This window comes from Shewanella sp. Choline-02u-19 (assembly GCF_002836205.1).
In the GTDB taxonomy this organism is placed as follows: Bacteria; Pseudomonadota; Gammaproteobacteria; order Enterobacterales; family Shewanellaceae; genus Shewanella.
In genome coordinates this window covers 2,529,728-2,542,785 of the sequence record NZ_PJBE01000013.1, presented here as the reverse complement: position 1 = coordinate 2,542,785, position 13,058 = coordinate 2,529,728, and the positions used below count along the sequence as shown (strand labels likewise).

10 protein-coding genes are annotated in these 13,058 nt (G+C 43.2%); all 10 read left to right on the top strand.

Features of this window, described 5'->3' with window-relative positions; translation table 11 throughout:
* The first annotated feature begins 6 nt into the window (after nucleotides 1-6).
* The 10 genes from murJ to CXF83_RS17660 all read left to right on the top strand — a co-directional run bounded on the left by murJ (nucleotide 7) and on the right by CXF83_RS17660 (nucleotide 13,058).
* Complete coding sequence (gene murJ / locus CXF83_RS17705) at nucleotides 7-1,566, top strand: murein biosynthesis integral membrane protein MurJ (RefSeq protein WP_101090440.1); 1,560 nt, start codon at nucleotides 7-9, stop codon at nucleotides 1,564-1,566.
* 65 nt (nucleotides 1,567-1,631) lie between these two features.
* Nucleotides 1,632-2,567, top strand: a complete 936-nt coding sequence (gene ribF, locus CXF83_RS17700; RefSeq protein ID WP_101090439.1) for a bifunctional riboflavin kinase/FAD synthetase — start codon at nucleotides 1,632-1,634, stop codon at nucleotides 2,565-2,567.
* A gap of 30 nt (nucleotides 2,568-2,597) precedes the next feature.
* Nucleotides 2,598-5,420, top strand: a complete 2,823-nt coding sequence (gene ileS / locus CXF83_RS17695; RefSeq protein ID WP_101090438.1) for an isoleucine--tRNA ligase — start codon at nucleotides 2,598-2,600, stop codon at nucleotides 5,418-5,420.
* 13 nt (nucleotides 5,421-5,433) lie between these two features.
* Complete coding sequence (gene lspA / locus CXF83_RS17690; protein ID WP_101090437.1) at nucleotides 5,434-5,946, top strand: signal peptidase II; 513 nt, start codon at nucleotides 5,434-5,436, stop codon at nucleotides 5,944-5,946.
* A gap of 14 nt (nucleotides 5,947-5,960) precedes the next feature.
* Nucleotides 5,961-6,374, top strand: coding sequence for an FKBP-type peptidyl-prolyl cis-trans isomerase (gene fkpB / locus CXF83_RS17685; protein ID WP_374702369.1), 414 nt, complete (start codon nucleotides 5,961-5,963; stop codon nucleotides 6,372-6,374).
* Between the two features lie 2 nt (nucleotides 6,375-6,376).
* Nucleotides 6,377-7,306 (top strand): 4-hydroxy-3-methylbut-2-enyl diphosphate reductase, encoded by a 930-nt coding sequence (gene ispH / locus CXF83_RS17680; RefSeq protein WP_101090435.1) that lies wholly within the window; start codon nucleotides 6,377-6,379, stop codon nucleotides 7,304-7,306.
* 229 nt (nucleotides 7,307-7,535) lie between these two features.
* On the top strand, nucleotides 7,536-8,057 hold the full coding sequence (gene pilV, locus CXF83_RS17675) for a type IV pilus modification protein PilV (protein WP_101090434.1): 522 nt from the start codon (nucleotides 7,536-7,538) through the stop codon (nucleotides 8,055-8,057).
* A gap of 10 nt (nucleotides 8,058-8,067) precedes the next feature.
* Nucleotides 8,068-9,024 carry a PilW family protein gene (locus CXF83_RS17670; RefSeq protein ID WP_101090433.1) on the top strand — a complete coding sequence of 319 codons (957 nt, stop codon included), beginning with the start codon at nucleotides 8,068-8,070 and terminating at the stop codon, nucleotides 9,022-9,024.
* Nucleotides 9,025-9,036: 12 nt separating this feature from the next.
* Nucleotides 9,037-9,471, top strand: a complete 435-nt coding sequence (locus CXF83_RS17665; RefSeq protein ID WP_101090543.1) for a PilX N-terminal domain-containing pilus assembly protein — start codon at nucleotides 9,037-9,039, stop codon at nucleotides 9,469-9,471.
* Nucleotides 9,472-9,542: 71 nt separating this feature from the next.
* Nucleotides 9,543-13,058, top strand: a complete 3,516-nt coding sequence (locus CXF83_RS17660; protein ID WP_101090432.1) for a pilus assembly protein — start codon at nucleotides 9,543-9,545, stop codon at nucleotides 13,056-13,058.

The following is a 13,058-nucleotide window of genomic DNA, read 5'->3' as shown; positions in this document are numbered from 1 at the left end:
GGCGTTTTGAGTAGAAAGCTATTTAGGTCAGGCATGATAGTCAGTGCTATGACACTAATTTCACGTGTTTTAGGGTTAGTGAGAGACGTTGTTATCGCTAATATTATGGGCGCAGGCAGTAGCGCCGATGTTTTTTTCTTTGCTAATAAAATTCCTAATTTTTTAAGGCGTCTGTTTGCTGAAGGTGCTTTTGCACAGGCATTCGTCCCCGTTTTAACCGAATATCAAGAAAAAAACAGCGATGAAGAGATAAGAGACCTACTGGGTAAGGTCGCTGGTACGCTCGGTGTGTTAGTTAGCGTTGTAACCTTGGTAGGCGTCATAGCGTCACCCGTGTTGGCAGCATTGTTCGGTGGTGGTTGGTTTCTTGCTTGGTTGAATGATGCTCCAGGCGGAGAAAAATTTGAACTAGCCGCGTTAATGTTGAAGATAACCTTTCCCTATTTATGGTTTATCACTTTTACCGCATTGGCGGGATCTATTCTAAATACTCGCGGGCGTTTTGCGGTTTCTGCTTTCACCCCGGTGTTCCTCAATATCGCCATTATTGCCGCAGCTCTGTTTTTGGTTCCCAATGTTGAACAGCCTGAAATAGGATTAGCATGGGGAGTGTTTTTTGGTGGCTTGATTCAATTTTTGTTTCAAATCCCTTTTCTTATCAGAGAAAAAGCGATTGTTAAACCAAGCTGGGGATGGCGTCACCCAGGGGTGACTAAGATTCGAACTTTAATGATCCCAGCACTTTTCGGGGTGTCGGTGTCACAAATCAATCTGTTATTCGATACATTTATCGCTAGTTTCTTAATGACGGGTTCAATCAGTTGGTTGTATTACTCTGATAGATTACTTGAATTCCCATTAGGGCTGTTTGGTATCGCAATAGCGACGGTTATTTTGCCTGCATTATCTAAACGTCATGTTAACGCTGAGAGCGAAGGGTTTTCACAGACAATGGATTGGGGCGTTAAAGCGATTATCTTATTAGGTTTACCGGCCATGTGTGGCTTGATTATGCTTGCTAAACCCATGCTGATGGTGCTGTTTATGCGCGGTGCGTTTACCTATGATGATGTTGAAATGGCATCATACAGTTTGATGGCATACGGTAGTGGTCTACTGAGCTTTATGTTGATTAAAATTTTGGCACCGGGTTATTACTCTCGCCAAGATACTAAAACGCCAGTGCGTTACGGTATTATCGCCATGGTAAGTAATATGGTGTTTAACCTCATTTTCGCCATCCCGTTCGGCTATGTCGGTCTTGCTATTGCGACTTCTATGTCAGCGGCACTTAATGCTTGCCTGCTATACAGAGGGTTGCATAAAGCGAATGTATATCGGCTGAGTACCTCGACGATTATGTTTTCCGTTAAGACGCTGGTTGCGGCACTGATTATGTTAGCGGTTATTTACTATTTGCAGCCATCCATCGCTGCTTGGTTAGATTTTTCGTTGTCAGAACGTGGAATAGAGCTTGCTAAATTGATTGTAATTGCAGCAATCTCGTACTTTATTTGCCTAGTTTGCTTCGGAATTCGCCCTTGGAAGATGAAAGCTGCAGTTTGAGGGCTGATTATAAAGACTAGCTGGTATATAATCCGCCCATTTACTCTCATGTGTCGTGTAGGATAATGGAATTAATCCGCGGTATTTATAATATTTTGCCTAAGCATCATGGTTGCGTATTAACAATAGGCAACTTCGATGGTGTTCATCGTGGCCATGCGGAAGTGATTAATCGGCTTGTAGAAAAAGCGCAACACCTGGGCTTACCTGCAGTCGTAATGACATTTGAACCGCAACCACAAGAGTTTTTTCGATGCGAAAATGCACCTGCTCGTTTGAGCTTATTACGCGATAAGCTAATGTTGCTCGATGAGTTAGCGATTGACCGGGTGTTATGTGTGAACTTTAATAAGAAGTTTGCTGATTTTAGCGCAGAAGATTTTATTGAACAATTATTGGTTAAAGCACTCGGTATTAAGTACTTAGTGGTTGGCGATGACTTTTGTTTTGGTCGCCAGCGTCAGGGTGATTTTGACATGCTACGTAAAGCCGGTGAGAAACACGGTTTTGCAGTAGTGAGTACGCAAAGCTTTATTTTAGGTGACAAGCGCGTCAGTTCTACAGAGGTAAGGCAGCTACTCGCTAGCGGTAATATGGAACAAGCAAGACGTTTGCTTGGACATCCCTTTATCCTTAGTGGCAAGGTTGCGCATGGTCAAAAGATTGGGCGAACCATAGGTTTTCCCACGGCTAATATCGCGTTAAAGCGCAAAGTCTCGCCTGTTCGAGGTGTTTTTGCGGTTAAGCTTTATTGGGACAATAGCGATATATATGAAGGCGTAGCAAACGTCGGTTTTAGACCAACAGTGAATGGTCAAGTATGTCAGTTAGAAGTCCATCTATTTGATTTTGAAGGTGACCTTTATGGTAAAGCCGTTGAAGTTGAGTTGGTGGCAAAGATTAGAGACGAGCAGCCATTTGGATCACTAGATGCGCTGAAAAAACAAATTGAAAATGATGCCAACAGAGCGAAAGCCCTGCTTGGCAGCGATGCAGGCTAATAGCTTAGCTAACAAAATGGTAAAGGGTTAATGAGCGACTATAAATCTACTTTGAATTTGCCGGAAACTGAGTTTCCGATGCGTGGTAACTTGGCTAATCGTGAGCCAGAGATGTTAAAATCCTGGACCGAGAAAGGACTGTATCAACAGATCCGTGAGAGCCGTAAAGAGAGCAAGCCGTTTATTTTGCATGATGGTCCTCCATATGCAAACGGTGATATTCATATTGGTCACTCAGTTAATAAAATTCTTAAAGATATTATTATCAAGTCAAAGACCATGTCTGGTTTTGATGCGCCATACATTCCTGGATGGGATTGTCATGGTCTACCTATTGAGCTCAAAGTAGAGCAAAAAGTCGGTAAGCCTGGCCACAAAGTTACGGCGGCAGAGTTTCGTCAAAAATGCCGTGAATATGCGGCTAAGCAAGTTGATGGCCAACGTGATGATTTTATCCGTTTAGGTGTATTTGCTGATTGGCAAAACCCTTACCTAACTATGGATTTCGGCACTGAAGCAAACATTGTACGCTCACTATCAAAAGTGATTGAAAGCGGACACTTGCACAAAGGTGTCAAGCCTGTGCATTGGTGTACTGATTGTGGTTCTGCTCTGGCTGAAGCTGAAGTTGAATATGAAGACAAGATGTCTCCGGCAATCGATGTGGCTTTTTCAGTTGTCGATAAGGGCGCTTTACTCACTAAGTTTGGTGTTACTGAATATCCACATAACATCTCTATGGTTATCTGGACGACAACGCCTTGGACTCTGCCTGCTAACCGCGCATTGGCTGTTGCTGGCAATATCGAATACTCTTTGGTTGAGATGGTAAAAGACGGCCAAACTCAAGCACTGGTATTAGCTGAAGACTTAGTTGAGTCATGTGTTGAACGATTTGGTGCTGAGTCGCATAAAGTGCTGGCGAATGTACTCGGTTCTGAACTTGAGCTATTACGCTTTAATCACCCATTTTATGCTTTTGATGTGCCAGTTATCTTAGCGGATCACGTTACTGTCGATTCAGGTACGGGTATTGTTCATACTGCACCAGGCCATGGCCAAGACGATTTCATTGTTGGCCAAAAGTATGGTTTAGAAGTTGCTAACCCAGTGGGTGACAATGGTGTTTATAAAGCCGACACCGAGATTTTTGCAGGACAACACGTCTTCAAAGCGAACAAGAGCGTCGTCACGTTATTGGAAGAGAAAGGCGCATTGCTTAATCATATTGCGATTAATCATAGCTACCCACATTGCTGGCGTCATAAAACACCGATTATCTTCCGCGCGACTCCGCAGTGGTTTATCTCAATGGATCAAAAAGGGCTGCGTCAACAAGCCTTGGGTGAAATCGAGAAAACACAGTGGATCCCTGATTGGGGCCAAAGCCGCATAGAGAAGATGGTCGAGAACCGTCCAGATTGGTGTATCTCACGCCAACGTACCTGGGGGGTGCCAATTGCCTTATTCGTACACCGCGAAACAGATGAACTTCATCCTGATAGCGTCTCACTAATGGAAAGAGTGGCTAACCGTATCGAGCAAGAAGGTATTCAAGCTTGGTGGGATTTAGATGCTTCTGAGCTTCTAGGTGATGAAGCTGACCAATACCGCAAAGTGACAGATACGTTAGACGTATGGTTTGACTCAGGCTCAACATTCTCATCTGTTGTAGCAGCGCGTCCAGAGTTTAATGGCCATGAAGTTGACCTTTATTTAGAAGGTAGCGACCAGCATCGTGGTTGGTTCATGTCATCATTAATGATCTCTACTGCGATGAATGGCAAAGCGCCTTATAAGCAAGTGCTGACTCATGGTTTTGCTGTTGATGGCAAAGGTCGTAAGATGTCTAAATCGGTTGGTAACGTGATTGCTCCACAGCATGTCACCAACAAGCTAGGCGCTGACATACTTCGTTTATGGATAGCTGCAACCGATTATAGCGGTGAAATGACCGTTTCTGACGAAATCCTCAAGCGCAGTGCTGATGCTTATCGTCGTATTCGTAACACTGCTCGTTTCCTATTGGCTAACATCAATGGCTTTAATCCAGAAAAAGATATGGTCGCCGTTGAAGACATGGTTGCTTTAGATCGTTGGGTTGTCCGCCGTGCCGCTGCATTACAACAGGAACTGATTGAAGCTTACGACGAATATAACTTCCATTCAGTGACTCAAAAGCTGATGCAGTTCTGCTCTGTTGAGCTAGGTAGCTTCTACCTTGATATTATTAAAGACAGACAGTACACGGCTAAAGATGACAGTAATGCTCGTCGCAGTTGTCAATCCGCACTGTACCTTATCTCTGAGGCTATGGTGCGCTGGATGGCACCTATCTTGAGCTTCACTGCTGATGAGATTTGGAAACTACTTCCAGGTGAACGTAGTGAATTCGTATTTACAGAAATGTGGTATGAAGGCCTGACGTCTGTGACGCTTGATTCCGATCTGAACGATGAATACTGGGACCAATTGCTAGCAGTTCGCGCTGAAGTGAATAAAGTGATTGAAAGCGCTCGTCGTGAAAAGTTGATTGGTGGATCGTTGGAAGCTGAAATTACGCTATACGCTGATGAAGCATTGTCTACCGTACTTAACACTTTGGGTGATGAATTACGCTTCGTGTTATTGACCTCTAAGACCGATGTAGTGGCACTTTCTCAAGCACCTGCGGATGCTATTGACACTGAGCTTGCGACTCTGAAGCTAGGGCTGAAAAAGTCTGAAGCTGAGAAGTGTGAGCGTTGCTGGCATCATAGAGAAGATGTTGGCCAAGTCGTTGAACATCCAACGCTTTGTACGCGTTGTGTGACCAATATCGAAGGTGAAGGCGAAACTCGCCAGTTTGCATAATAAAGGATCTGTAATGCCCACTTCTTGGAAAGACAGTGGCCTACGTTGGTATTGGATAGTTGTGTTAGTGTTACTTGCTGACCAACTGTCTAAACAGTGGGTTTTGTCCAGCTTTGAGCTGTATGAATCGGTAAAGTTATTACCGATATTTAACTTTACCTATGTGCGTAATTACGGCGCGGCATTTAGTTTTCTAAGTGATGCAGGGGGTTGGCAACGTTGGTTGTTCACTTTCGTCGCGGTTGGTTTTAGTGTGTTACTTTCTGTTTGGTTGCGTCAGCAACCAAGCAAAATGTGGCGTTTAAATCTGGCTTACACATTAGTGATCGGCGGAGCACTAGGTAATTTAATTGATCGGTTGCAACATGGTTTTGTGGTCGATTTCTTAGATTTCTATTGGAACAGTAGTCATTTCCCAGCATTTAATATTGCTGATTCTGCCATCTGCGTCGGTGCCGGACTCATCATTTTGGATTCTTTTGTTTCCGGTAAAGATGTCAAAAACTCAGCTGATATAAAGGGGTAATCTAAGTGTCAGATATGCATTCAATTTTGTGTCACATGAACATAGTACTTGAAGATGGATCGACAGCTGAAAGTACCAAGGCGGCAGGAAAACCTGCTCGCTTTAATATTGGTGATGAAAGCTTAAGCCCAGCGTTTGAAGCCGAAATTAGCAATTTATCAGTGGGTGATAGCCATAGCTTTACTTTGCAGCCAGCTGATACCTTCGGCGTGTCTAACCCTGATGCCGTACACCATATGGATAAGAGCCGTTTCCCTGCTGATATGAAGCTTGAAGCGGGTGTTATTGTGAGTTTTGGCGGCCCAGGTGGCAGCGAAATACCTGGCATGGTACGAGATGTTGTTGGTGACTCTGTCACTGTCGACTTGAATCATCCATTGGCGGGTCAAGTGCTAACATTTGAACTTGAAGTGGTACAGGTACTGTAATTATGAAAATTCTTTTAGCAAATCCTCGCGGTTTCTGCGCTGGTGTTGATCGTGCAATTAGTATTGTTGAACGGGCATTAGAGCTTTTTTCCCCACCTATCTATGTGCGACATGAAGTTGTTCATAACCGTTATGTGGTGCAAAACCTTAAAGATCGTGGTGCCGTGTTTGTTGAAGAGTTAGATCAAGTGCCGGATAACAGCATTGTTATCTTTAGCGCTCATGGCGTATCGCAAGCGGTTCGTGCTGAAGCCAAAACTCGTGGTCTTAAGGTGTTTGATGCGACGTGCCCACTGGTTACCAAGGTTCATTTGCAGGTGACTCGTGCGAGCCGTAAAGGCATTGAATGTATTCTTATTGGTCACGCTGGTCACCCAGAAGTCGAAGGCACTATGGGTCAATATGATAACCCAGAGGGCGGAGTTCATTTAGTTGAGTCTCCAGCAGATGTGGCTAAGCTTGAAGTCAAAAATCCTGATAACTTGTGCTTTGTGACTCAAACAACATTATCAGTGGATGATACTGCGGATGTGATAGCTTCTTTGCAGAAGAAGTACCCTGGGATAGAAGGCCCACGCAAAGATGATATTTGTTATGCAACGCAAAATCGTCAGGATGCTGTACGTAATGTTGCTGCAGAGGTCGAGCTGTTTATTGTGGTAGGTTCTAAAAACAGCTCTAACTCAAATCGTTTGCGTGAATTGGCGCAAAAGAAAGGGACTAACTCCTATTTAGTTGATAATGCAGATGATGTGGACCCCAATTGGTTTAATGGTGTTCAACGTGTTGCTGTAACCGCTGGAGCATCTGCACCAGAAGTGTTAGTTAAGCAAGTTGTTGATGCTATCGCGGATATGGCGCCAAGCGTTATTACCGAAGTCGAAGGCCGGTTGGAAGATACCGTATTTGCTGTCCCCGCCGAGTTACGCTAAAGCGAACATCGCACTGATTAAAAAGAGGCCTTAGGCCTCTTTTTTTATGCTTATAATTCAGACACATCAATGACCTTTACGTTTAAATTAACAACCAGACCAAAGCTAACATTCGACTAAACTACCATTAACCTGTATGCTGATTTACTCTTCCTAAGTTACAGATTTAAAACACTAAAAACATAAATTTAACGTCAATAATATGACTAAAGCAAAGGAATTGACAGTAATGAAAAACCAACAAAAGGGTCTTTCTTTAATTGAAGTGATGGTCTCTTTAGTTATTTTAGTTGTTGGTCTAATTGGTATTTTCAACCTTCATTTAGTGGCAAAACGTGGCAGTTTTGAATCTTTTCAGCAAACCCAAGCTACTTACCTTGCTAACGATATTATTAATAGAATGAAACTGAATAGGAGTCAGCTATCAAGTTATGCTGATACTTATACTGGGGCGAAGACTGCCGTTAAGTCGTGCCAAATCAATATTTGTACTACTGCAGAGACGCTCCTTTGGGATCAGTACCAATGGGATCAATCTTTAATCGGCGCTGCTGAGCAGGTAGGAGGGCAGAATGTGGGTGGATTAGATTCCCCTATAGCCTGTATTACCGAAAATGCTGGGGTTGTTTCTGTCGTTATCGCATGGCGAGGGATCCGTGAAATGAGCGCATCGTCAATAGCGGAAACCGATTGTGGGTCCACCTTAGGGAAAAGACGCAGAGTATTTGCATTAAGTACAATGATTTTGTAAGGCGGTGAAGATGATGAATAGTAAAGGGATGTCGTTAGTTGAGTTGATGGTTGCCATGGTGATCGGGCTGTTTTTAACGGCAGGTCTATTTTCTATGTTTCTTATGTCAGCAACAAATGTCACCACGACCAGCCAATTTAATCAGTTACAAGAAAATGGCCGTATTGCCTTGACTTTGATGGGGCGAGATTTAAGCCAATTGGGGTTCATGGGCGATATTACCGGTACTGATTTCATTATAGGGACCAACACAACCATTGATGCAACAGCTGTTATTGGTACCAGCGGAGACTGCATTGGAGCTGGGCTGAATAATGCCACATTCCCCATTGATATAGCGGCGCATTTTAGACGGTTATGGGGTTATGAAAACGGCGTTGGTTCCGATAGCTTAGCGTGCTTGTCAAATGTAAATGACAAAACAGATGTGATTCAAATGAAGCGTTTATTGGGACCATCAGTCGCTGCCGGCACCACCGATGCCTTTTATATCGAAGCCAATGCTAATCAAGCTATTTTTTTTAAGGCGGCAACCGCTGAAACACTAGATAACAGCCGTATTTGGGAGTACCAACATCATATTTACTATATTGGTGACGATGCCGATGGTGTTCCTATTTTGCGCAGAAAGAGCTTATCTTCAACGGGGATGGGCAATGATGAACAGCTTGTTGAGGGCATCGAAAATATGCGAGTGATGTATGGCTTTGATAGTAATGGCGACAGCACTGCTGATAGGTATCTTGCCGCCAAAGATGTGACCTCTTTGATGTGGGATAACGAGCTTTTTCAACGGTTAGTTGCACTTAGAGTCCATCTTCTTGTTAGATCCACGGAAGCTGACAATAGTTACACTAACGAGACGACTTATACATTAGGCGATAAAACGATTGGTCCGCTAAATGATCACTTTAGACGAAAAGTGTTATCGACAACGATTGTTCTTGAAAACCCTGTACTGATTTAGTGAGGCCTGATGATGAAAAAACAAAATGGAATGGTGCTTTTTCTGTCTCTGATAATACTCCTTATTATGACCGTTATTGGTGTGGCTTTGGCGAGCAACTCAAATATGTCGATGAAAATGGCTGGTGCAGGTTCAGAAAGAATAGAGGCAAACATTATTGCTAATGGCGCCCTAGATAAGGTCATTGATGATAATAAAGGAACTAACTTCGCTAATATGGTTGCCGAAACTCCCAGCAATGTGATGGGGGAATCTCAATCAATGTTGCCGTTACCTGATAACGGCACCGTTCAGGATGTGAGCTGTCAGCGCAGTGGTAATGCTAGCTCGGCTAACTTAATCAGTTGCCGCAGAATTGAAATATCAAGTAGCGCCAGTTTCGGCAAGAATGATATCGGCAATCTGACCGTAGTTGCGGGTGTAGAGCAAGAAGTGTTAAAGATTTAATAAGAAGTAGTGTCGCCAAAATATAATGGCGAGAAACGAAACTACAAATTAAGTATATCTGGGAGCTCATTATGATATTCAAACGTGCCGCTTTTTCGGCGTTGTTCGCGATGGTTACTTTCTCAGGGGCGTCTTATGGCGATGATACTGAGCTTTATGTAACCGATTACTCTATTGGTAACGGTAATACAGCGAAGGTTTTGATTATCTTTGATAACTCAGGAAGTATGAAAACAATAGAAGAGGATGCGCCTGGCGCCTATGACTCTGAAACTACTTATGAGGCGATAAGTTCTGCTCACTCCTATCAAGATGACATGGTCTATTTTACTAAAGGGGTCGGCATTGATAATGCGGGTATTGATATACCGTTGAGCCCTTCGGATTCTCGTCGCTTTATAGAAGAGATCAATGGCTGTAATCAAAGTAAACCTTTATTAAAAGAGTATGGGCGTTTCACTGGCTTTGTTGGCGAGTATCTAGTTAAAGGGCAGACTGGGACTTGGGGAGATCTTAGAGATAATAGTGGCGCTAATTATGACACCATTGATTGTTATGAAGATATTATTGAAAGTGACACCGCTAACGGATTAAATAAAGATGGAAATAGCCATCCAACTGGTTATCCAATTGACGGTGTTAAAAATGGTAAAATACCCGTTCCTTATACCTCAAATAAAGACTCAAGTGCGACACAACTGGGTAAAGGTGAAGTTGTTACCTTATACACCGCCAATTACCTTAGATGGCACGCTGCGGCTGTTGCTGGGGTGCTTCCTACCACTCCACAATCCAGATTAGACATTGCTAAAGATGCGATAGAAAATGTTATTAACACCACTTCATCTGTCGATTTTGGGTTGGCACTTTTTAACATGAACTATCCATCTGAGGGTTATAGAGATGGTGGGCGTATAGTCTCCGGCATACAAACCATGACACCTTCTGCAAAGAAAGATCTACTGGATACCATCAGTGGCACCAATGCTGAAACCAATACACCATTGTGCGAGACTTTATTTGAAGCCTACAATTACTTTGCGGGAAACAAAGTTGATTTTGGCAAAAAAGATAACGACTACAGCAATTGGTATGATGGCAATAAACCGCCTCGCGATAAAACGATAGAGACAGGTGACAACTATGAATCACCTTTTAAAGTTTGTCCTGATGTTGCTTACGTTATCTACATTACCGATGGTGTACCAAGTCAAGATAGTTATGCAAATGATGATGTGATTGCATTAGGACGAAGTGGTGTTAAGGAGCAAGCTGAAGACAAAACAGTTGCACCAGACTACAGTTCATTTTCTGAAAACTTATCAAGCAGGAGTTATCTCCCAGCCCTAGCCAGCTATCTTTATCATAATGATTTGGTTATATCGCCAGAAACCTTGGCTGATGGCAGCAAGACTGAGCATATGCAAACGGTCAGAACCTTTACTATCGGCTTTAGTAAAGGGGCTGAGGACGCAGCCCCATTGTTGGCTGAAACAGCGAAAAGAGGCGGCGGTGACTATTTTGCTGCTACCAGCGGTTTGTCGTTGCAAAAAGCACTCAGCGATGCGCTATTAACGATTATGAAAACCAATGCAAGTTTTACCTCGCCTAGTATCGCCAGTAATAACTTTGATAGAACACAAACGTTCGACTCTGCATATTACGCGATGTTTTTACCTGGCACAGGCCCACGCTGGACTGGCAACTTAAAAAAGCTGAAAGTGACTTCTCAAGGGGTGCTTGTTGATAAAAATGGCGACGTTGCTATTGGCGAACAAGGTAATATTAAGGATACCTCTTGTACTTTCTGGAGTGCATGCTCAGGGAAAACAGATGGTAATAGTGTTACTGAAGGCGGAGTTTTGGAAAAGCTGAAGGCTATGACACCATCAAATGGTGTTAGCTTACGGACTATTTACACCAACACTGCTAGCCCGTTTGCTCAGTTAAAAGATGTTGCCGCTTCGACACTTTCACCGCTAATGAATATTGATGATGTTGATGTACCTAAAACGGTAAAGTGGTTATACGGCTATGATGTCGATCTTGATAATGGCGGCTCAGAAAATGATTATCGTGCAGATATTATGGGTGACCCGCTGCACTCAAAACCACTAGCATTAAACTTTGGTGATAAAAATAGTCCCGATGTACGGATTATGTTAGGGACGAATCAGGGGTTAGTGCATATGTTTAAGGACTATGACAGTAATGGCTCAAATGAGGTTACAGAGTCTTGGGCATTTATGCCTAAAGCACTGCTTTCAAACGTAGGTACACTTCAGAAGAACGTCTCAGGAGCTCATACTGTTTATGGAATGGATGCATCTCCGGTCGCCTACACTGAGCTTGATTCTACGGGCAAAGTAGAAAAAGCCTATGTTTATATGGGAATGAGAAGGGGCGGAAGTTCTTACTATGCTTTGAATGTGAGTAAGCCTGACTCACCTAGTTTAATGTGGACAATTACATCCAGCACTTCAGGTTTTTCTGAACTCGGTCAGAGCTGGTCTGATCCTGTTGTGACAACTATCCCAGGCCACGAAGGTCCAGTACTTATTATCGGCGGTGGTTACGACACTCGTTATGATACAGACGTTATTCCGTCAGATCCTCAAGGTAAAGCGATATATATTGTCAATGCAGTGAGCGGAGCGTTGATTCATTCGTTTAGTAACAGTGGGACAAATGGAACCGAGGTATCTGGTTTCTCTGATAGTTTCCCCAACTCTGTCGCAATTTTAGATAGTAATAATGATGGTAAAACAGATAGAATTTATGCCACAGATGTGGGCGGAAATGTATGGCGACTAGACTTAGCTGGCACCGATAAAACTAAATGGTCCGCTTTTAAATTTGCAAACCTCGGTGGTACGGGAACAAACGATAGACGCTTCTTCGCTGAAGTGGCTGTTGCTCAAACCGTGTTTAGTAATATCGCTCAGGTTACTGCTAATGGCACCGTTTCGACCAGTTATCAAAATATTCCCTATGATGCCGTTGTTGTCGGTAGTGGCAAGCGACCAAGCCCAACCAGCAAAGACGTAACTGATATGTTTTTTGTCCTACAAGACCGAAATGTGGTGACAAAGAGCTTTGCATCTACTGATACACCAGCGGCGATAACACTTGCCAGCTTATACGATGTAACAACAGCTGCACCAGTAACCGAATCAGATAATATTAGTTTTGGTAAAAAAATAGGCTGGATGTATAACTTTACTGGAGTTGGAGAGAAGAGTTTAACGGCAGCCTTGATCATTGATGGCAAAGTTTACTTTACCTCCTTTGTGCCAGCTATCAACTCTGTCTCTGAATTAGTTTGTACTGCATCAGGACAAGGGCGTTTGTATGTATTCGACCTGCACAAAGGAACTCGAACATACTCAAACACCTACTATGAGTTAGGTGAGAGGGTTCCTGATACTCCACAAATAGTAATACCCGTACCAGAATCTGGTGAAGACCCATATATCTACATTATCGGTATAGGTAAAGGAGAAAAAGTGGGTGATGATTATTCTGGGACGATCAATGTAGGCTCTGGTCTTGGCGTAAATAAAATCTATTACCACATAAATGAGTAA